The following is a 19,392-nucleotide window of genomic DNA, read 5'->3' as shown; positions in this document are numbered from 1 at the left end:
GGCCCTTTCCTTTGTATGGCCCATTCTTCGGGGGGGGTGGGGGTGTTCGGGAGGGGTCCCCGCCCCCGCCCTCCCCCACCACCCTGCCCGCCCCCGCAACGCGTTCGCGGAGATCAGCTAGACTGGAAGAGCACCGATGAAGGCCTGACCGCCGTTGACCGGTGCGTCCACCACTCATCACGGCGTGACCATCACGCCGGGCCCGTCCTTGTGAACTGGCACCGCGACACGCGCGGGGCAGCCTTGAGACGTGCCATGTCTCGGAGGTTTGTTTTGCCATCCATGTCCGAAGGTCGTTCCGAGCGTTCTTCCAGCCGCAGGTCACCGCGGCGCCGCTCGGGCCGCCAGGGCAACTCCTCGCGTCCGCAAGCGCGGGTCGAGGAACCGATCGTCGCCGAGCACTTCGAGAGCACGCTGCCGGAAGGCCCGCTGCCCTCGTTCGCCGAGCTCGGCCTTTCCGACGCGCTGATCCGTTCGCTCGCCGCCAACGAGATCACCGAGCCGTTCCCCATCCAGGCGGCGACCCTGCCCGACTCGATGTCCGGGCGTGACATCCTCGGCCGCGGCCAGACCGGCTCCGGCAAGACGCTGGCGTTCGGCCTCGCGATGCTGACCCGCCTCGCGGGCGGCCGCTCGCTGCCGCACAAGCCGCGCGGCCTGATCCTCGTCCCGACCCGCGAGCTCGCGATGCAGGTGGAGACGGCGCTCATGCCGCACGCCCGCGCGCTGGGCCTGTGGTGCCGCGTGGTCGTGGGCGGCACGTCGTTCCCGCGCCAGATCGACCACCTGCGCCGCGGCGTCGACCTGCTGATCGCCACGCCGGGCCGGCTGTCCGACCACGTCCGCCAGGAGACCTGCGACCTGTCCCAGGTCGAGATCACCGCGCTGGACGAGGCCGACCAGATGGCGGACATGGGCTTCATGCCCCAGGTCCGCGCGATCCTCGACCTGACCCCGCAGGACGGCCAGCGCCTGCTGTTCAGCGCCACGCTCGACGGCGACGTGGACAAGCTGGTCCGCCAGTACCTGCACGACCCGGTGACGCACTCGGTGGCCCCGCCCACCGCGAGCGTCACGACGATGGAGCACCACCTGCTGTTCGTGTCCGCCGAGGACAAGCAGACGGTGGTGACCGAGGTGGCCGCGCGCGAGGGCCGCACGATCATGTTCGTGCGCACCAAGCACCACGTCGACCGCCTGGCCAAGAAGCTGCGCTCGGTCGGCGTCCACGCCGGCGCGCTGCACGGCGGCAAGGCCCAGAGCGCCCGCACGCGGGTGCTCGGCGAGTTCCGCGAGGGCACCACCCCCGTCCTGATCGCGACGGACGTGGCCGCCCGCGGCATCCACGTCGACGACGTGTCCCTGGTCGTCCACGTCGACCCGCCGGCCGACCCGAAGGACTACCTGCACCGCGCGGGCCGCACGGCCCGCGCCGGCCAGTCCGGCACGGTCGTCACGCTGGTCACGCACGACCAGCGCCGCGCCGTCCAGGGCATGGCCGCCCGCGCCGGCATCCGCCCGGAGAGCACGAAGGTGCGCCCCGGTGACGAGGACCTGGTCCGCATCACCGGCGCCCGCACGCCCTCCGGCGAGCCGATCGTGGAACGCGAGAAGCCCGCCCGCCGCAGCGGCGGCTCCGGCCGTCGTTTCGGCGCCCCGGCCGCCGGTGGCCGGGGCGAGTACCGCGGTGGCTCCGGCCGTCGCACCGAGGGTGGCGAGTTCCGCGGTGGCCCGCGTCGCTCCACCGAGGGCGGCGAGTTCCGCAGCGGCCCGCGCCGCGCGGAGCGTTCCGAGGGCGGTCGCGCGTTCGGGCGCACCGAGCGGACCGGTCGTCCGCGCCGGGCGCCGCAGCACTGACGCAGCACTGAAGCACGATGGTGAAGGCCGTCTCCCCGCGAGCTGGGGGAGGCGGCCTTCGCCGTGTGCGGGAGGCGGCACGCGGCTTGCGTGGATGGGAGGCGGCTCTCCGCCGTGCGTGGGTGGGCGGCTCGCGCCGCGAGTGACGGGGCCGCTCCGGCTCAAGGGCCGGAGCGGTTCGCTAAGGCGCGGCAGCTTTCGCCGCCACGGCTCCTGCAACGCCCGCCAGGCGCTGTCGAGAGCGCTCGCCTCAGCGCCCGGCGGGCGAGGCCGAGCGGGCCCCCTTTACAGCGCTTTCAGTGCCTGAGTCGCGCCTGCGCTACGGCGCCTGCAGCGTCAGGTAGGCCAGGCCGAGCGTGCCTCGCCACCCCCGCAGGCGGTAGGCGCGGTGGGTGTCGGCCCTCGCCCTGACCTCCTCGGCGTGCGGGGAGTCCGGGTTGGCGCGCAGCCAGCGTTCCCAGGCGAGGGCGTGGCCGTTCTCGAAGACGTCCCACTCGTCCAGGCCGGCCTGTTCCACTGCCAGCAGGCGGTAGCCGTGCGTGTGGGCCAGGTCCACCAGGTCGGCCAGCGAGCTGTACTGGTTGCGCGGGATCGGCATCGCGGCCAGCTGCTCGGCGGTCGGCTCGCGTTCCCAGAAACCCTCGCCCAGCATCAGCTTTCCGCCTGGGCTCAGCAGGTCTCGCACGGCTGTCAGCGCGTTCGCCGTGTGTTGCAACGGGTCTCCGCCCCACACCTGGCTGGCGCCGTTGACGACAACCGCGTCGAACGGGCTCTCCGGCCGGAACTGGGCCACGTCGCCCACCTGCAGCGTCACGCGGGAACTCAGGCCGCGGGCGTCGGCGTTGGCTTGGCCGTGTGCGATGGCCGCGGCGTCCAGGTCCACGCCCGTGCCGGTGGCGCTCGGGTTGGCTTCCAGCGCTCGCAACAGGAACTCCGCCCAGCCGCAGCCCGCGTCGAGCACGCGGGCGCCGTCCGGCAGGTGCAGCGAGTGGATCAGGCGGCCGGCCCGTTCTCCGGACAGCGGTCCGTGGAACGTCAGGTCGTCGTGCAGCGGTGCGATCTCCGGGGTTGTCATCGCACGCAGGATGGCGCCGACAGCCGGACGCGGGCAACGCGTTATTCGGTTGTTGGTCCCATCACCTCCCCGTAGCGTCGATCGACGTGGAACTCGTGTGGCGCTCGCTCACGACAGCGGACACCTCGGTGGTGGCCGCGCTCCACAATGCGGCCGCACTGGCCGATGGCACCGGCAAGCCTCGGTCCGAACAGGACTTCGCCGAGTCGTTCGCCCGGCCGGGTCTCGCCGGCAGGTCGGTCGGTGTGTCGGTGGACGGGGTGCTGACCGGCTACGGAGTCTTCGAGCCGCGCGACAACCCCGTTGGCGCGCACCGGGTCCGGCTGGACGGCGTCGTGCACCCCGAGTTCCGGCGCAGGGGCATCGGCAGCCTGCTGATGCAGCGCCTCATCTCCACGGCACGCGAGGTGCACCGCGCCCTGCACCCGGCCATGCCGCTCGTCGTGTGCGCCATGGTCGAGACCTGCTCGGCCTCTCATGTCGCGCTGGTCGAGAAGCTCGGCTTCACCGCCGACCGCCACTTCCACACCCTGGAGGTGGCACTGGGCGAGTCACTCGCCCAGGTCCCGGTCCCGGCGGGCTACGAGGTCGTGCCGTACTCGCCGGCCCGTGACGAAGAGGTCCGCCTGGCGTCCAACGAGGCGTTCACGGGGCACTGGGGCTCGGTCGACCGCAGCCCGCAGGAGTGGGCCGAGTCGTTCACCGACAGCGCGCGGTTCGCGCCTGACACCTCCTTCCTGGCGCTGAACGACGGCGCCGTGGTCGCGTTCGTGCTCTCGCGGCACCAAAGGGCCGTCGAGGAGACGACCGGCGTGCGCGAGCTGTGGATCGGGGACGTCGGCACGCTCGCGGGACACCGCGGGCGTGGGGTGGCCTCGGCCCTGCTGAGCCGGACGCTGACTCGGGGAAGGGCACAGGGCTACCAGCGGGCGGGGTTGTCGGTGGACGCCGCCAACTCGACCGGTGCGCTCGGGGTGTACGAGCGCGCCGGGTTCGGGATGGCGCGGACCGTGGTCGACTACGGGCTGCGGGTGAAGCCGACCGGCTAGGGATCTCGTCGGCCGGGCGGTGGTGCCGGGCCGTCGATACCGGCAGGTCTGGGCGTTTCGGCCTGGGGACGAGCCGGACTCGGCGCGGGTGCGGGCTCGGGCGAGTCAGGGGCTCGCGGTCGGCCGGGCGGCACGGAGTCCTAGGTCACCAGACCCGAGCGCTCGGCGTGCGGGAGCGCTCGGTGCGGCGTGCCGAGCGGACCCTACGGCTGGAGCTCCTCGCCTGCCTGGCCCACGCAGAACTCGTTGCCGTCCGGGTCGGCCAGCACCGACCAGACCAGGCCGGGCACGCTGTGCACGGCCACCTCGCTGGCGCCTAAGCCGACCAGCCGCTCGACCTCCGCCTTGCGGTCCGGCACGTGCGAGTCGAAGTGGACGCGGTTCTTGCCCGGCGTCGCGTCCGGCACCTGCTGGATGCCGACGGCGGGGCCGCCGTCGGTGTTCGGGGCGAGGACGATGAACTCGCCCCAGTCGTTCTGGACGGTGGTGTTCAGAGCGGCGGTCCAGAACTCCGCGAGCTTGCGGGCGTCGCCCGTGTCGATCGTGATCATCGCAATGGTCAGGGACATGGGAAGGACGCTACTCAGGAGGTCTGACAATTTCGGAAGCGCAGTTCAGAGGCGGTGGAAGCTGCCGCCGCGAAGTCGAGGACGGGGCAACCAGTAGGCTGCTCCGACAGTCCGTGAACGAGGAGTACCCACCGTGATCACCAGGATGTCGTCGTTGTTCCTGCGCACTCTTCGCGAGGACCCGGCCGACGCCGAAGTGCCCAGCCACAAGCTGCTGGTGCGCGCCGGCTACGTCCGCCGCGTCGCGCCGGGCGGGTACTCCTGGCTGCCGCTGGGGCTGCGGGTGCTGCGCAACATCGAGGCCGTCGTCCGCGAGGAGATGGACGCGTTCGGCGCGCAGGAGATCCAGTTCCCCGCCCTGCTGCCCAAGGAGCCCTACGAGGCGACCAACCGGTGGGAGGAGTACGGGCCCAACATCTTCCGGCTCAAGGACCGCAAGGGCGCCGACTACCTGCTCGGCCCCACACACGAGGAGCTGTTCACACTCACCGTGAAGGGCGAGTACAGCTCCTACAAGGACTACCCGGTCACGCTCTACCAGATCCAGACCAAGTACCGCGACGAGGCGCGTCCCCGTGCGGGCATCCTGCGCGGCCGCGAGTTCCTGATGAAGGACTCGTACTCGTTCGACCTCACCGACGAGGGCCTGAGCCAGTCCTACCAGGACCACCGCGACGCCTACATCCGCATCTTCGACCGCCTCGGCCTCGAGTACGTCGTCGTGTCGGCGACGTCGGGCGCGATGGGCGGCTCGGCGTCCGAGGAGTTCCTCGCCGTCGCCGAGACGGGTGAGGACACCTTCGTGCGCAGCACGGAGTCCGGCTACGCGGCGAACGTCGAGGCCGTCACCACGCCCGTGCCCGCCGAGCAGTCGATCGACGACAAGCCCGCCGCGCAGGTGCACCACACGCCGGCCACGCCGACCATCGAGACGCTGGTCGACTTCCTCAACGCGAACACCGACCGCAAGTTCACCGCGGCCGACGCGCTGAAGAACGTCCTGGTCAAGCTCCGCCACCCCGGCAAGGAGTGGGAGCTGCTGGCCGTCGCCGTTCCCGGTGACCGCGAGGTCGACTTCAAGCGCCTCGAGGCCGCGATGGAGCCCGCCGAGGTCGCGATGGTCGACGAGGCCGACTTCGCCAAGAACTCGTTCCTGGTCAAGGGGTACATCGGTCCTGGCGCGATCCAGGGCAACGGCATCCGCTTCCTCGCCGACCCCCGCGTCGTCAAGGGCACCGCGTGGGTCACCGGCGCGGACAAGGCCGACCACCACGTCATCGACCTGGTCGTGGGCCGCGACTTCACGCCCGACGGCGTCATCGACGTCGCCGAGGTCCGCGAGGGCGACGCGTCCCCGGACGGCAAGGGCGTGCTCGTCGCCGCGCGCGGCATCGAGATCGGCCACATCTTCCAGCTGGGCCGCAAGTACGCGGACGCGTTCTCGCTCGACGCCCTCGGCCCGGACTCCAAGCCCGTCCGCATCACCATGGGCTCCTACGGCATCGGCGTCTCGCGTCTCGTCGCGGCGATCGCCGAGCAGTCGCACGACGACCGCGGCCTGATCTGGCCCCGCAACGTCGCGCCCGCGGACGTGCACGTCGTCGTCGCCGGCAAGGACGAGACGCTCCTGCAGGCCGGTGAGGACTTCGCGAAGCAGCTCAGCGCCAAGGGCCTCAAGGTGCTGCTGGACGACCGCAAGGCGAGCCCCGGTGTGAAGTTCGCGGACGCCGAGCTCGTGGGCATCCCGACGATCCTGGTGGTCGGCCGCGGCCTGAAGGACGGCGTGGTCGAGGTCAAGGACCGCAAGTCCGGCGAGCGCGCGGACGTGCCGGTGGCCGAGGTCGTGGAGCACCTGGTGACGGTCGTCCGGGGCTGATACACCGACAACGCGAAACGCCGGACGGGCCTGGGGCTCGTCCGGCGTTTCGCGTTGTCAGCGGTGCGGCAGGTCCTACGTCGTCGGCACCAGCGAGTCGACGATCTTCTGTAGGTCCGACTCCTTGAGCAACGGCGGCGTCGTGCCGCCACCGCCGCCCTCCAGGTCGCCGTTCACGACCAGCACGTGCAGCTTGCTGCTGCCGTTGAGCACGACGACCTTGAGCATTCCCTTGCTGGCCAGGCACTTGTTGCCGGACTGGGTGACGGTCGCGTCCACCTGCACGCCCTCGACGACGACCTTCTTGCCGTCCTTCTGGGTGTGCTGGATCTTCACCGGCTTGGGCTGGGTCACGTCGATCTTCGGCGCGCCGCCCGACGAGTAGTACTGCGCCGAGATGGCCTTGGTGAAGTCGGTCGCCGTCTGGTTGATGTCGGCCTTCGGCAGCAGCGCGCCGCCGTTGGTGCCCTTGGTGAACGGCTTGCCCTCGCAGGTGTAGTCGCCGTACGAGGTGACGCCGGTCAGCGAGATGCCCTCGTACTTCTCCACCGGGATGCTGGCGTCGACGATGTCCCAGATCTTCGGGACCTCGTAGTTGTAGCCCAGCGAGGTCTTCACGCACTGCGCGCCGTCGTTCTTCGGGCACGACGCGTCCGTCTGCTGCGAGGACGACGTCGGGGGAGGCGTGGACGAGGTGGTGCCGCCCTGCGCGTTCGGGTCCTCCTTGCCGGAGTCCGAGAGCAGGAACCAGGTCAGGCCGCCGCCGACCAGCAGCACGAGGACCACCGCGCCGATGACCAGCCAGAGCGTCTTCCTGTTCTTCGGCGGCTCGTCGTCGAAGCCGCCGTACACGCCCAGGCCGCCGTAGCCGCCGTAGCCCTGCTGCGGGAAACCGCCCTGCTGGGGCTGCTGGCCGTAGCCGCCCTGCTGCGGGTACTGGCCCTGCTGGCCTTGCTGGGGGTACTGGCCCTGCTGGGGGAAGCCGCCCGTCTGCGGGTAGCCGCCGCCCTGGTAGTTCCCGCTGGGGAAGTCCCCCTGCTGCTGGCCCCAGCCCTGCTGGTCGTTCCAGCCGCCCTGTCCGCCACCTGGGTACGTCACGGGCAAACGGTACCCCGAGGGTCTGACAGGCCTTTAATTCATCACGCGTTGACTTACCGTCTGGGACGGGCGTAGCGTTCCGGCCGAATTCAACGGGTGATGAACTTGGAGGCTCGTGATGCGCACCGCGCTGGTCACCGCCGTTGCAGGCGCGGTGGTGGCGTTCCTGCTGGGCCTGCTGACGTTCGGCGTGCAGGCGACCGTGCACCCGCACGAGGTGCCGCTCGCGGTGGTCGCGCCCCCGCCGATCGCGCAACGCGTCGCGGCCGCCGGCTCGGCCGAGGTCGACATCAGGGCCGTGTCCGCGGACGAGGCCCGGAAGCTGTTGGCGGACAAGGAGGTCTACGGCGTCCTGGAGGTCACGCCCCCGCAGGCGACTCTGCGGCTCAACCCCGCGGTCAACCCGTCCGGGACGCAGGTCGCGCAGCAGGTGCTGACCGGTGTCGCCCAAGGCGCCGGGTTGCAGCTCAAGGTCGAGACGCAGGCCGTGTCCGCCGCCGAACGCACGGCGCCCCTCGCCGCGAGCGCGCTGCTGTGGGTCGGAGGGATGATCGCCGGACTGTTGTTCGTCGTGCTGAGGGGCCGCCGGTTCCGGGTGGTGTCGTCACTGGCCACGGCGGTGCTGGTCGTCGGCTCCGTCACGGGCCTGCTCGCGTGGTGGGGCGTCACGTTCCCCGCGGCGGCGATCGGCTTCCTGCTCGCCGTGGCGGTCTCGTTCGCGCTCCTGCAGGCAGGGCTGTTCAAGCACCTCGGCATCCGCGCGATGGGAGTCCTCGGCATCCTCTACCTGATGGCGCCCGCGGTCGCGGGTCAGGTGCCGGAACTGCTCAACCCGGTCTACAAGACCGTCCTGTGGTCGTGGACGCCCTTCCGGTTCTCGACGGAAGGACTGCGCAGCCTCATGTACGACGGGTCCATCGGCACCGAGTGGTGGGTGTTCGGCGGGATAGCGGCGGTCGGGCTCGTGCTGCTGCTAGCCGGCGAGGAAGCTCAACCGGACCGTGCGGACGGGGTTGTCGACGTTGGTGTCGACGAGGCAGATCGACTGCCAGGTGCCGAGCGCCAGCACACCGCCTAGCACCGGGATCGTCGCGTAAGGCGGCACGAAGGCGGGCATCACGTGGTCACGACCGTGGCCGGGCGTGCCGTGCCGGTGCCGCCACCGCACGTCGCGGGGCAGGACGCGCTCCAACGCGGTCAGCAGGTCGTCGTCGCTGCCGGCGCCCGTCTCGATGATCGCGACCCCGGCCGTCGCGTGCGGCACCCACACGTGCAGCAGGCCGTCGCCGGTCTCGTCCTCGAGGAACCGCTGGCAGTCCCGCGTGAGGTCGTGGACGACCTCCTCGTCGCCCGTCCGGACCTGGATCTCCTCGCTGCGCATGACTCCAGATCTTACGAACCGGCCTCGGTACCGTCGCGTCATGCGCGTGCTCTTCGCCAGCATGGCCACCGTCGGTCACACCTATCCGTTGATCCCCCTCGCTCTCGCATTGCGCGCCGCCGGGCATGAAGTGCACTTCGCGGTCGGCGACGAGATGCACCCCGAGCTCGCACGGCTGGGGCTCCGGCCGTTCCGCCCCGGACTGGTGTTCGGCGAGATCTACGCCGAGGACATCGCGCCCGAGCTCGAACGCGTCCTGCCCGACCTGGTGATCAGCGGCTGGTCGGTGCCCGAGGTCTTCAAGGAGGCGCGCAGGCGGGCTTTCCCCGTGCTGTGGCACGGGTTCGGGCGGATGTTCCCCGACGGCATCGGGCTGGCCAGGCCGGAGGGCGGCCGGCACCTCGACATCTGCCCGCCCTCGGTGCAGGACCGGGGTTTCACCGAAGACCGAATCTTGCTGCGACCGGTGCCGCACGTGACACCGGGCCTGGTTCCGCCCCGCACGCACGAGAAGCTGATCTACGTCACGTTCGGCACCGTCTTCGGCAATGACGACCTGCTCGCCACCACCGTGTCGGGGCTGGGAGAGCTCGACGCCCAGGTCGTGGTCGCGACACCGCGGAACTGGCTGCCGCAGGCCGACGTGATCAAGCAGGCGGACCTCGTCGTGCACCACGGAGGCAGCGGCACGATGCTCGCCGCACTGGCCGAGGGGGTCCCTCAGGTCGTACTGCCACGCGGTGCGGACCAGTTCAGCAACGCGAAGGCGCTCGTCGACGTGGGCGTGGCGGTGCGGCCGGACGCGGTGAGTGCCGAGGCGGTGGCGGTGTGCGCACGACAGGTGCTCCAGGACTCCCGCTACCGGGAAGCCGCAGGTCAGGTAGCAGAGGAGATACGTCACATGCCGTCGCCGGAAGAAGTCGCGGGCCATCTGGCGGACGTTGTGTAACACTGTTATTTATGAAGGCAAGCCGCCTGCGCCTCGGGATGAACCTGTGGCCGCCGTTCCTGTTCGCCGGCATCCGCGTCGAGGAGATCTCGCCGGACTACCGGTACGCGCGTGTGCGGATGCGCCTGCGTCCGTGGAACCGCAACTTCTTCGGCACCCACTTCGGCGGCTCGCTGTTCGCGATGACCGACCCGTTCTGGGTGTTGCTGCTGTTCAACCAGCTCGAGGGCGAGCACGTGGTGTGGGACCGGGCCGGCGAGATCGAGTTCGTCGCGCCCGGCCGCGGCACCGTGACCGCGGAGTTCCGGCTGACCGACTCGCACGTCCAGCAGGTGCTGGAGCAGACCGGGTCAGGTGCGAAGGCGCTGGTCTGGTTCGACACGGACGTCGTCGGGCAGGATGGGACCGTGATCGCGAAGGTGAGGAAGCAGGTCTACGCGCGCCGCAAGCGCGACAAGCGGCTCGCGCATGCGTGAGGCCTTCGGGGCGGTCTTCGACGTCGAGCCCGGTTACCTGAACACGGCGTCCATCGGCGTGCCCCCGCGGCACGTCGCCGACGCGGTCGCGGCCGCCCACGTGCGGTGGCGGCGCGGCCAGGACACGTCCTCCACGTTCAACGAGGCCGTCGAGACCTCGCGTGCGGCGTTCGGCGAGCTCGTCGGGGTACCCGGCACGTCGGTCGCGTGCGGTGCGACGGTCTCGCAGTTCGTCTCGCTGGTCGCCCAGGCGCTGCCGGCCGGGTCGAAGGTCTTCGTCGACCCCGGCGAGTTCACCAGCGTCTCGTTGCCGTTCGTGGCGGCGGGCCACGAGATCGCGTCCGCAGTGGACGAGGCCGACCTGGTCGCCGTGAGCGTCGTCCAGTCGGCGGACGGCGTGGTCGCGGACCTCGAAGCGCTGCGGGCGTCGGGCAAGCCGGTGCTGCTGGACGTGTCGCAGGCGGCCGGGTGGATGCCGTTGTCGTTGGCGTGGGCCGATTTCGTCGTCGGCGTCGCGTACAAGTGGCTGATGTCACCCCGCGGCGCGGCCTGGATGGCGGTGCGTCCCGATCGGATGGACTTCCTCCGGCCCGTGGCGGCGAACTGGTACAGCACCGGCGAGAACTACGGCACCGACCTGCTGCTTCGCCCGGACGCGCGGCGGTTCGACCTCTCTCCGACGTGGATCTCGCACGTCGGCGCGGCGGTGGCGCTGCCGTGGATGGCCTCTGTGGACCTCGACGCCGTGCGGGCGCACTGCGTGGGACTGACCGACCGGCTCCTCACCGGACTGGGGCTTCCTCCGAACGGGTCGGCGATCGTCTCCGTCGGCATTCCACCCGTTCAGGGCGTCGTGTCGTCTGTTCGCGCAGGTCGGACCCGGTTCGCGTGTCACATGTACAACACGGTCGAGGACGTTGACCGGGTGCTCGAAGCGCTCGCCTGACTGCCGTCCGTTACCGTTGGTCCTTGTGTCGGATCCACGTCAGTCACCTGAAGAGGTGACCCAGAACCTGCCTCGCTTCCCACCGAGGCCGACCGACACCGCGCCGCTCTACCCGGCAGACGAGCTGCAGAAGCTCCAGTCGATCATGGACAACCGCCAGGGGCACCTGCCCGCCCCGCCGCCTCCGCCCCCGCGCAAGAGCACGTGGGTCGGCAAGGCGCTGGCGCTCGTCGGCGTCGCGGTGGTGTCGGGTTTCGTGTGGTGGGTGTTGCAGCCGTCGGAGCCGGTGGACCAGCCGATCTCGCAACCGCAGAAGACCGCGGGGGAGTTCGAGTTCACCAGCGTGGCCCAGTTGCCCGAGCCGGTGAAGGACAGCGACTGCGCCGCCCACGCGAGCGGCCAGACGCAGACGTTCCTGAAGACCACGCCGTGCCTGCAGCTGACCCGTGCGTTCTACACGGCGAAACTGCCGGACGGGCGGGTCGTGTACTCGTCGGTGTCCGTGGTCAAGATGCGCACGGCGGACGAGGCGCGGCAGTTGCGGGAGCTCACCCAGAAAGACGGCACCGGCAACGTCAAGGACCTCGTCCTCGACAAGGCCATCAGCGTGCCGCCGCTGACCACGCTGGCCAACGGCGGGTACGCCTCCGAGCAGCGCGACCAGGAGGTCGTGATCGTCGAGTCGGACTCGCCGGTCAAGGGCGCCGACGCGCTCGCGCACAACAAGGAGATGAAGAAGGTCTCCGCGGACGCGATCAGACTCGCGTCGTCCTTCCCGACCGGCTAGCCGGACGCGACGCCCGGCATCGTGATCGATGCCGGGTTCGTGCCGGCCACCTTGCGCCACCGCGTCGCCCGCACGGCCGCCGCCGTCAGCGATTCGAGCGCGGAGGTCCGCAGGGCCGAGTCGTCGGTCCGTTCCAGCACACCCCGCCACGCGGCACAGGTGTCCTGCTCCACCGCCACGAGCGCGGCGAGCGCCGAGGGCCCGTCCGAGACGGGCGACGGCGGGAGGTAGGCCGCGGCGGGCGGGGTCGGCGTCGCGCCGTGGTCCCGCAGCCACCGCTCGGTCACGTCACGGCGGGCCCGGTGCGCGTTCGAGCCCTCCGCGACGGCCGCGGCCTGGCTGCCCAGGAACGCCGACACGAGGCCGTAGGTCCACAACGCCGCGTGCTCGGTCCCGAGCGCGGTCTGGACGGCGTCCACGTTCACGTGAGCACCTCCCGCAGCGACGCGCAGCCCGCGGCCACCGAGCCGACGAGGCCGGCGCGGTAGGCGGGCAACGAGGCGACCAGGGCGGACGCGTCGCGGACGGCGTCGTCGAGCGCCGTCCGCATGGCCGCCACCGGGTCCGGCGGCGTCGGCGGCGAGGTCGGCGCGGGCGGGGCCGTGGACGACAGCGGCGGGCGTTCGCGGTCGACCTCCGCCTGCAACAGGCCGGCGTGCGTCTCCCGGGCCTTCGCGATCTCCGCGGCCGCCGGCGTCGTCAGCGTCTGGGCCAGCTTGGCGTCCGCGCGCGCCTGCGCGGCCAGGGCCGACAGGGGGTCGGGAGGCGGCGGCGGAGGGGGCTCTGCGGTGCACGCGACGGCGAGCGGTGCGGCGGCCACCGCGAACAGCACGCGCCGGCGGCTGACCGATTCGGAGATCACGCGGCCCATGTTGCCAGCACCCCCGCGAGGACGTGGGGGCGCGGTGGGAGCCCGGCGAACGAGATAGTCTGGTCGTCCACGGCCGCCGAAACAGCGTCGGCCGGGGTTTCCATGCGTTCGAACTGAAGGAGACACCACGTGTCCAGCCCGCCGCGCGGAGAGCTTTCCGCGCAGCTAGCACCCGTTGTGCGGGAAGCTCTCGAAGCCGTCGGCTTCGACCTCGACGCGCTCGACGTGAATCAGGCTGGGCGCCGCCGTCTGGTCAAGGTCGTCGTGGACGGCGAGGACGGCATCGGTCTCGACGAGGTCGCCGAGGCGAGCCGCGTGGTCTCCGCCGCGCTCGACGAGCACGACCACATCATCAACGGGCCGTACACCCTCGAGGTCACCTCGCCGGGTGTCGACCGCCCGCTCACCCGTCCGCGCCACTGGAAGCGCGCGCACCTGCGTCTCGTGAAGGTCAAGCAGCCGGAGAAGGCCGAGTGGTTCGGCCGGGTCGGCGAGTGCGACGAGACCGGGGTCGAGCTGCTGCACCAGGGCGAGCTGCGGCGCGTGGAGTACCGGCACATCGAACGCGCGGTCATGGAGATCGAGTTCAAGCAGCCGCCGGTCGAAGAACTGGCTCGGCTCACTCGCACAGCACCGGAGGAGGAGCCGAGGTGAACGTCGACATCGCCGCCCTGAGGGCGATCGAACGTGAAAAGGACATCCCCTTCGAGACGGTCCTGGAGGCGATCGAGTCAGCGCTGCTGACCGCCTACAAGCACACCGAGGGGCACGCGACGCACTCGCGCGTGGAGATCGACCGCAAGACCGGAGTCGTGCGCGTGCTCGCGCAGGACCTGGGGCCGGACGGCGTGGTGCAGGAGGAGTGGGACGACACTCCGGAGGGCTTCGGCCGCATCGCCGCCACCACCGCGCGCCAGGTCATCCTGCAGCGCCTGCGCGACGCCGAGCACGAGCGCACGTTCGGCGAGTTCGCGGCCAAGGAGGGCGAGATCATCGCCGGCGTCGTGCAGCGCGACGCCCGCGCGAACGCCCGCGGCATGGTCGTCGTCCAGGTGGGTGACACCGAGGGCGTGCTGCCGCCAGCCGAGCAGGTGCCGGGCGAGCAGTACAACCACGGCGAGCGCATCAAGTGCTACGTCGTGAGCGTGTCCCGTGGCGCGCGCGGACCGCAGATCGCCCTGTCGCGCACGCACCCGAACCTCGTCCGGCGGCTGTTCGCCCTCGAGGTCCCGGAGATCGCGGACGGCACCGTGGAGATCCCCGCGGTGGCACGTGAGGCAGGTCACCGTTCGAAGATCGCGGTGAAATCAACGGTTGCCGGAGTGAACGCCAAGGGCGCCTGCATCGGCCCGATGGGGGCCCGTGTGCGCAACGTCATGCACGAGCTCGGCGGCGAGAAGATCGACATCATCGACCACTCGGACGACCCGGCCACTTTCGTCGGGAATGCATTGTCACCTGCGAAGGTTGTGTCGGTGCGGGTGCTCGACGAGCGCGCCAAGACCGCCCGCGTCGTGGTGCCCGACTTCCAGCTCTCGCTGGCGATCGGCAAGGAGGGGCAGAACGCCCGTCTGGCCGCCCGCCTGACCGGCTGGCGCATCGACATCCGCAGCGACGCGGAGGCTCCGGCTGCCGGAGCGGTCACATCCAGTTCGGCCGAATGAGCTCCAGGGGATAGAATTATCAACGGTTCAACGTCGGGAGCGGTTTCCCAGCACATCGGCCCTGTTCGTACGTGCATCGGGTGCCGCGCACGGACGTTGCCCTCTGAGCTGCTGCGTGTGGTCGCGGTGGACGGTTCGGTGGTTCCGGACCTCCGTCGGCGGCTTCCTGGTCGGGGTGCTTGGTTGCATTTCGATCTCGAATGTCTCCGCAACGCCGAGCGGCGACGGGCGTTCTCACGGGCCTTGAAGGTCCAGGGAGCGCTCGACGTCGCTTTGTTGCGCGAGCACGTGGAGCAGAACACGACCGCGGGACAGCCTCGTGGTCAGCAGGAAACAAGGAAGCAGGTCGACCCGTCATGAGTCAGCCGTGAAGCTGAAGACATGAACGCGCGACGTTAAGACGAGGTCGATGGGACTTGCCCGCCGGCCTCACGACTTAGGAGAGCAGTGGCAGGCAAGGCCCGCGTGCACGAGCTCGCGAAAGAGCTCGGTGTTACGAGCAAGGAAGTTCTCAACAAGCTCGCCGAACAAGGCGAATACGTGAAGTCCGCGTCGTCCACCGTCGAGGCCCCCGTGGCCCGGCGGCTTCGTGACGCCTACGAAGCCAAGTCCTCGAAGCCGGCTCCCAAGCCGTCCGCTCCGAAGCCCAAGGCACCCGCACCCGCTGCTGCCGCAGCGCCCGCCGCACCGGCGGAGTCCAGGCCGGCAGCCGACAAGCCCGCGGCTCCGAAGGCCTTCCCCGGCCCGAAGCCCGCGGCCCCGCGTCCGCCGGCACCCAAGCCCGCTCCGGCAGCTCCTGCCGCGCAGGCCCCCGCCGCGTCCGCACCCGCGCAGCCCTCGGCTCCGGCCGCCGCACCGGCACCCGCCGCGTCGGCCCCGGCAGCTCCGAAGGCCGCTCCTGCTCCCGGCGCCAAGCCGGGTGGCCCGCGTCCGGGCCCGCGCCCGGCTCCGCAGCAGCAACCCCAGCAGCCGCAGGCCCCGGCCGCGTCCGCTGGTCAGTCCTCGTCCGTGGTGCCGCCGCGCCCGCAGTCTCCCAAGCCTGCCGGCCCGCGTGCCCCGCGTCCGGGCAACAACCCGTTCGGTGTCGGTGGCGGCAACGCCCCGTCGCCGCGTCCCGGGCCTCGCCCCGGCCCGCGGCAGGATCAGGGCGAGCGCCCGTCCGGCCCGAAGCCCGGCGACCCGCGTCCGGCGAACCCCCGTCCGGGCGGCGCGCCCGGCCAGGGTGGCCCGCGTCCGGCTGCCGCCCAGGGTGGCGGCCGTCCCGGCCCCGGTCAGGGCGGTCCTCGTCCTGCCCCCGGTCAGGGTGGTCCTCGCCCGAACCCGGGCAACATGCCCCCGCGGCCGAACCCCGGCATGATGCCGGGCCGTCCGGCCGGTAACCGTCCTGGTCCCGGCGGTGGCGGCGGTGGCCGTCCCGGTGGTGGCGGCGGTCGTCCCGGTGGTGGCGGCGGCGGTGGCGGCTTCCGCGGCGGCGGTGGCGGCGGCGGAGGCGGTGGCTTCCGCGGCGGTGGCGGCGGTGGCGGTGGCGGTGGCTTCCGTCCCGGTGGCGGCGGTGGCGGAGGCGGCGGCTTCCGTCCCGGCGGTGGTGGCGGTGCCGGTGGCGGCGCCCCGGCCGGTGGCGGCGGTTTCCGCGGTCGTCCCGGTGGCGGTGGCGGCGGCGCTGGTCGCGGCGGTACCGCTGGTGCCTTCGGTCGTCCGGGTGGTCCGGCGCGCCGTGGACGCAAGTCCAAGCGGCAGAAGCGCCAGGAGTACATGGACAACATGCAGGCGCCTTCGGTCGGTGGCGTCCGCCTGCCCAAGGGCAGCGGCGAGACGATCCGCCTGCCGCGCGGTGCCTCGCTGACCGACTTCGCCGACAAGATCAACGCCAACCCGGCGTCGCTCGTCCAGGTGCTCTTCCACCTGGGTGAGATGGTCACGGCGACCCAGTCGGTGTCCGACGAGATCCTGGAGCTGCTCGGCTCCGAGATGAACTACGTCGTGCAGGTCGTGTCCCCCGAGGAGGAGGACCGCGAGCTGCTCGAGACGTTCGACATCACCTACGGCGAGGACGCCGGTGACGAGGACGACCTGCAGGTTCGCCCGCCGGTCGTGACCGTCATGGGTCACGTCGACCACGGTAAGACGCGACTCCTCGACACCATCCGCAAGGCGAAGGTGCACGAGGGCGAGGCCGGCGGCATCACGCAGCACATCGGTGCGTACCAGGTGCAGACCGAGCTCGAGGGCAACCCGCGTCTCATCACCTTCATCGACACCCCGGGTCACGAGGCGTTCACCGCCATGCGTGCCCGTGGTGCGAACTCGACCGACATCGCGGTCATCGTCGTCGCCGCCGACGACGGCGTGATGCCGCAGACGGTCGAGGCGATCAACCACGCCCAGGCCGCTCAGGCGCCGATCGTGGTCGCGGTCAACAAGATCGACAAGGAAGGCGCCAACCCGGCCAAGATCCGTCAGCAGCTGACGGAGTACGGCCTGGTCGCCGAGGAGTACGGCGGCGACACGATGTTCGTCGACATCTCCGCGAAGCAGGGCATCAACATCGACGGTCTCCTCGAGGCCATCCTGTTGACGGCCGACGCGTCGCTGGACCTGCGGGCCAACCCGGCCATGGAGGCCCAGGGCGTCGCGATCGAGGCGCACCTCGACCGCGGTCGCGGTCCGGTCGCCACGGTGCTGGTCCAGCGAGGCACGCTCCGCGTCGGCGACTCGATCGTCGCGGGCGACGCCTACGGCCGCGTCCGCCGCATGGTGGACGAGCACGGCGACGACGTGCACGACGCGACCCCGTCGCGTCCGGTGCAGGTCATCGGTCTGACGTCGGTGCCGCGTGCGGGTGACTCGTTCCTCGTCGTCGACGAGGACCGCGTGGCCCGCCAGATCGCCGAGCGTCGCCAGGCCCGCACGCGCAACGCGATGAACGCCGCGAAGCGCAAGCGCGTCAGCCTCGAGGACCTGGACGCCGCGCTGAAGGAGACCAGCCAGCTCACCTTGATCATCAAGGGTGACAACTCGGGTACCGTCGAGGCCCTCGAGGACGCGCTCATGAAGATCGAGGTCGGCGACGACGTCGAGCTGCGCGTGGTCCACCGCGGTGTCGGTGGCATCACCGAAGGCGACATCAACCTCGCCGTGGCCTCCTCCGCCATCGTCCTGGGCTTCAACGTCCGGGCCGAGGGCAAGGCGACCGAGCTCGCGAACCGCGAGGGCATCGACGTCCGCTACTACACGGTCATCTACCAGGCGATCGACGAGATCGAGGCGGCCCTCAAGGGTCTCCTCAAGCCGGAGTACGAGGAGGTCCAGCTCGGCCGCGCCGAGATCCGCGACGTCTTCAAGTCCTCCAAGGTCGGCACGATCGCGGGTTGCATGGTCCTGTCGGGCGAGATCCGCCGCAACGCCAGGGCGCGCCTCCTCCGTGACGGCAAGGTGATCGCGGAGAACCTCCCGATCAGCTCGCTCAAGCGGTTCAAGGACGACGCCACCGAGGTCCGCGAAGGTTTCGAGTGTGGTCTCACGCTCGGCAACTACAGCGACCTCAAGCTGGAAGACATCATCGAGACCTACGAGATGCGCGAGAAGCCGCGCGCCTAGTCGGTTGACGTGAGGGGGTGCGGAGCCGCTTAACCGGTGGCTTCGCACCCCTTTCTTCTGGAGGATCTCCCGCGTGTACGCAGGGATTCTGGAACTGGACGTGCTGCTCGGCGACGTCCACTCGCTGAAGGAGAAGCGCTCCGTGGTGCGGCCCGTCGTGGCCGAGCTGCGCAAGCGCTTCGAAGTCGCTGTCTCCGAGGCGGGTCATCTCGACCTCCACCGCCGGTCGTTGATCGGGGTGGCGGCGGTGGCCGCCGACCTGGAGCATGTCAGGGACGTCCTGGCCGGCTGTGAAAGGCTGGTGGCCGGACGGCCCGAACTGGAACTGCTCTCCGCCCGGACGCGTCTCGTCGGGCCGGAGGACGACTAGGAAGGGGAGGCTCGTGGCCGACACGGCACGTGCCCGCAAGCTCGCCAAGCGGATCTCGCAGATCGTCGCGTCCGCCCTGGAGCACGAGGTCAAGGACCCCCGGCTGGCGCGGGTCACGATCACCGACACCAAGGTGACCGGCGACCTGCACGACGCGACCGTCTACTACACCGTCCTGGGTGAGCGGTTGGACGTCGAGCCCGACTACGTCGGGGCGGCCGCGGCGCTCGAGAAGGCCAAGGGGGTGTTGCGGTCGATGGTCGGGGCTCAGACCGGGGTCCGGTTCACGCCCACCCTGACGTTCATGACCGACACCGTTCCGGACACCGCCCGGAAGATGGACGAGCTGCTGGCGAAGGCTCAGGCGGCGGACGCCGAGGTGGCTCGGTTGGCGGTGGGGGCTTCTCCCGCTGGGGAGGCTGATCCTTACAAGGCTCCTCGGGATGAGGACGAGTCCGACGAGGACTGAGCGGTCCGGTTTGGATCGTTCGGTTCGGTTTGGATCGACGAGGAACGATCTTGTCGGGGTGGCTGAGTACGTTGTGATGTAGGGGTTCCCAAATCGGGGGGACCCCTGCGTCAGCTTGGTGCTTCGGGGTTTGGCGTTCGGTTGCGTTGGCGTGTTGGGTGCCTGTTTCGTGCGCGGGGCTCTGCCCCGGACCCCGCCAACTGATCAAAGACCGGCCAGCGCCCTCGGCGGGTTGATGGCACGCCTGTTGCTTTGGGCGGCTTGCTGTTGCGTTCGTGTGTGCGGATTCCGTGGGGTGGTCCCGTCACGAGCAGTGCTCGATGCAGCCACACCCGAGGAGGGGTGGGGGGCCCGGGGA

20 protein-coding genes are annotated in these 19,392 nt (G+C 70.8%); 14 read left to right on the top strand and 6 right to left on the bottom strand.

The genetic code is table 11. The features are described from left to right. The first annotated feature begins 282 nt into the window (after window positions 1-282). A complete protein-coding gene (locus ACFWV3_RS40490) occupies window positions 283-1,857 on the top strand; it encodes a DEAD/DEAH box helicase (RefSeq protein ID WP_382419250.1) in 1,575 nt (524 codons plus the stop codon). A 319-nt stretch (window positions 1,858-2,176) separates the two neighbouring features. Here the strand turns inward: ACFWV3_RS40490 and ACFWV3_RS40485 are convergent, their stop codons facing one another. After that, on the bottom strand, window positions 2,177-2,932 hold the full coding sequence (locus ACFWV3_RS40485) for an SAM-dependent methyltransferase (protein ID WP_382419249.1): 756 nt from the start codon (window positions 2,930-2,932) through the stop codon (window positions 2,177-2,179). A gap of 86 nt (window positions 2,933-3,018) precedes the next feature. Between ACFWV3_RS40485 and ACFWV3_RS40480 the strand changes: the two genes are divergently transcribed. Then, window positions 3,019-3,981, top strand: coding sequence for a GNAT family N-acetyltransferase (locus tag ACFWV3_RS40480; protein WP_382419248.1), 963 nt, complete (start codon window positions 3,019-3,021; stop codon window positions 3,979-3,981). A 203-nt stretch (window positions 3,982-4,184) separates the two neighbouring features. On the opposite strand, the gene ACFWV3_RS40475 is transcribed toward ACFWV3_RS40480, so the two are convergent. After that, window positions 4,185-4,550 carry a VOC family protein gene (locus ACFWV3_RS40475; protein WP_382419247.1) on the bottom strand — a complete coding sequence of 122 codons (366 nt, stop codon included), beginning with the start codon at window positions 4,548-4,550 and terminating at the stop codon, window positions 4,185-4,187. A gap of 133 nt (window positions 4,551-4,683) precedes the next feature. Between ACFWV3_RS40475 and ACFWV3_RS40470 the strand changes: the two genes are divergently transcribed. Beyond that, complete coding sequence (locus tag ACFWV3_RS40470) at window positions 4,684-6,426, top strand: proline--tRNA ligase (RefSeq protein ID WP_382419246.1); 1,743 nt, start codon at window positions 4,684-4,686, stop codon at window positions 6,424-6,426. Window positions 6,427-6,501: 75 nt separating this feature from the next. Here the strand turns inward: ACFWV3_RS40470 and ACFWV3_RS40465 are convergent, their stop codons facing one another. Next, the gene (locus ACFWV3_RS40465; RefSeq protein ID WP_382419245.1) at window positions 6,502-7,524 is read right to left on the bottom strand and encodes a hypothetical protein; all 1,023 of its coding nucleotides are present in this window, start codon (window positions 7,522-7,524) and stop codon (window positions 6,502-6,504) included. Between the two features lie 118 nt (window positions 7,525-7,642). On the opposite strand from ACFWV3_RS40465, the gene ACFWV3_RS40460 reads away from it, so the two are divergent. Next, on the top strand, window positions 7,643-8,602 hold the full coding sequence (locus tag ACFWV3_RS40460) for an ABC transporter permease (protein ID WP_382419244.1): 960 nt from the start codon (window positions 7,643-7,645) through the stop codon (window positions 8,600-8,602). Here the strand turns inward: ACFWV3_RS40460 and ACFWV3_RS40455 are convergent. After that, on the bottom strand, window positions 8,498-8,905 hold the full coding sequence (locus ACFWV3_RS40455; RefSeq protein WP_382419243.1) for a YjbQ family protein: 408 nt from the start codon (window positions 8,903-8,905) through the stop codon (window positions 8,498-8,500). The two genes, ACFWV3_RS40460 and ACFWV3_RS40455, sit on opposite strands and share 105 nt — an antisense overlap. Window positions 8,906-8,945: 40 nt before the next feature. On the opposite strand from ACFWV3_RS40455, the gene ACFWV3_RS40450 reads away from it, so the two are divergent. From ACFWV3_RS40450 to ACFWV3_RS40435, 4 genes are read left to right on the top strand one after another with little or no spacing between them, the layout of a single operon-like run. Then, a complete protein-coding gene (locus tag ACFWV3_RS40450) occupies window positions 8,946-9,854 on the top strand; it encodes a glycosyltransferase (RefSeq protein ID WP_382419242.1) in 909 nt (302 codons plus the stop codon). Between the two features lie 11 nt (window positions 9,855-9,865). Further along, on the top strand, window positions 9,866-10,330 hold the full coding sequence (locus ACFWV3_RS40445; protein ID WP_382419241.1) for a DUF4442 domain-containing protein: 465 nt from the start codon (window positions 9,866-9,868) through the stop codon (window positions 10,328-10,330). Then, entirely contained in the window at window positions 10,323-11,276 is a 954-nt protein-coding gene (locus ACFWV3_RS40440; RefSeq protein ID WP_382419240.1) for an aminotransferase class V-fold PLP-dependent enzyme, read from the top strand. The genes ACFWV3_RS40445 and ACFWV3_RS40440 overlap by 8 nt, the downstream gene beginning before the upstream one ends. 55 nt (window positions 11,277-11,331) lie before the next feature. Then, complete coding sequence (locus ACFWV3_RS40435; protein ID WP_382419239.1) at window positions 11,332-12,063, top strand: hypothetical protein; 732 nt, start codon at window positions 11,332-11,334, stop codon at window positions 12,061-12,063. Here the strand turns inward: ACFWV3_RS40435 and ACFWV3_RS40430 are convergent. Both ACFWV3_RS40430 and ACFWV3_RS40425 read right to left on the bottom strand, forming a co-directional pair. Further along, window positions 12,060-12,488 (bottom strand): ferritin-like domain-containing protein, encoded by a 429-nt coding sequence (locus ACFWV3_RS40430; RefSeq protein ID WP_382419238.1) that lies wholly within the window; start codon window positions 12,486-12,488, stop codon window positions 12,060-12,062. The two genes, ACFWV3_RS40435 and ACFWV3_RS40430, sit on opposite strands and share 4 nt — an antisense overlap. Continuing rightward, window positions 12,485-12,925, bottom strand: a complete 441-nt coding sequence (locus ACFWV3_RS40425; RefSeq protein ID WP_382419237.1) for a hypothetical protein — start codon at window positions 12,923-12,925, stop codon at window positions 12,485-12,487. Before ACFWV3_RS40425 ends, ACFWV3_RS40430 begins: the two co-directional genes overlap by 4 nt. Before the next feature lie 138 nt (window positions 12,926-13,063). Here ACFWV3_RS40425 and rimP point away from each other — a divergent pair, with 138 nt between their 5' ends. The 6 genes from rimP (at window position 13,064) to rbfA (ending at window position 19,034) form a co-directional block, all read left to right on the top strand. Continuing rightward, a complete protein-coding gene (gene rimP / locus ACFWV3_RS40420; RefSeq protein ID WP_382419236.1) occupies window positions 13,064-13,588 on the top strand; it encodes a ribosome maturation factor RimP in 525 nt (174 codons plus the stop codon). Further along, window positions 13,585-14,598 carry a transcription termination factor NusA gene (nusA, locus tag ACFWV3_RS40415; RefSeq protein ID WP_382419235.1) on the top strand — a complete coding sequence of 338 codons (1,014 nt, stop codon included), beginning with the start codon at window positions 13,585-13,587 and terminating at the stop codon, window positions 14,596-14,598. Before rimP ends, nusA begins: the two co-directional genes overlap by 4 nt. A gap of 117 nt (window positions 14,599-14,715) precedes the next feature. Next, window positions 14,716-14,958 carry a YlxR family protein gene (locus tag ACFWV3_RS40410; RefSeq protein WP_382419234.1) on the top strand — a complete coding sequence of 81 codons (243 nt, stop codon included), beginning with the start codon at window positions 14,716-14,718 and terminating at the stop codon, window positions 14,956-14,958. Between the two features lie 87 nt (window positions 14,959-15,045). After that, complete coding sequence (gene infB, locus ACFWV3_RS40405) at window positions 15,046-18,195, top strand: translation initiation factor IF-2 (RefSeq protein ID WP_382419233.1); 3,150 nt, start codon at window positions 15,046-15,048, stop codon at window positions 18,193-18,195. Window positions 18,196-18,268: 73 nt separating this feature from the next. Continuing rightward, window positions 18,269-18,565 (top strand): DUF503 domain-containing protein, encoded by a 297-nt coding sequence (locus tag ACFWV3_RS40400; protein ID WP_382419232.1) that lies wholly within the window; start codon window positions 18,269-18,271, stop codon window positions 18,563-18,565. 13 nt (window positions 18,566-18,578) lie between these two features. Next, entirely contained in the window at window positions 18,579-19,034 is a 456-nt protein-coding gene (gene rbfA, locus ACFWV3_RS40395; RefSeq protein ID WP_382419231.1) for a 30S ribosome-binding factor RbfA, read from the top strand. Window positions 19,035-19,392 lie beyond the last annotated feature (358 nt).

The organism is Lentzea sp. NPDC059081, from assembly GCF_042738015.1.
Lineage (GTDB): Bacteria > Actinomycetota > Actinomycetes > Mycobacteriales > Pseudonocardiaceae > Lentzea.
Note: the sequence above shows the minus strand (reverse complement) of the source record. Positions and strands in the feature narration are given on the sequence as shown.

Excerpts from the sequence above, each read along its gene's own strand:
- ACFWV3_RS40490 (WP_382419250.1), top strand. The coding sequence starts at position 283 with ATGTCCGAAGGTCGTTCCGAGCGTTCTTCCAGCCGCAGGTCACCGCGG.
- ACFWV3_RS40485 (WP_382419249.1), bottom strand. The coding sequence starts at position 2,932 with ATGACAACCCCGGAGATCGCACCGCTGCACGACGACCTGACGTTCCAC.
- ACFWV3_RS40475 (WP_382419247.1), bottom strand. The coding sequence starts at position 4,550 with ATGTCCCTGACCATTGCGATGATCACGATCGACACGGGCGACGCCCGC.
- ACFWV3_RS40460 (WP_382419244.1), top strand. The coding sequence starts at position 7,643 with ATGCGCACCGCGCTGGTCACCGCCGTTGCAGGCGCGGTGGTGGCGTTC.
- ACFWV3_RS40455 (WP_382419243.1), bottom strand. The coding sequence starts at position 8,905 with ATGCGCAGCGAGGAGATCCAGGTCCGGACGGGCGACGAGGAGGTCGTC.
- ACFWV3_RS40450 (WP_382419242.1), top strand. The coding sequence starts at position 8,946 with ATGCGCGTGCTCTTCGCCAGCATGGCCACCGTCGGTCACACCTATCCG.
- ACFWV3_RS40445 (WP_382419241.1), top strand. The coding sequence starts at position 9,866 with ATGAAGGCAAGCCGCCTGCGCCTCGGGATGAACCTGTGGCCGCCGTTC.
- ACFWV3_RS40440 (WP_382419240.1), top strand. The coding sequence starts at position 10,323 with ATGCGTGAGGCCTTCGGGGCGGTCTTCGACGTCGAGCCCGGTTACCTG.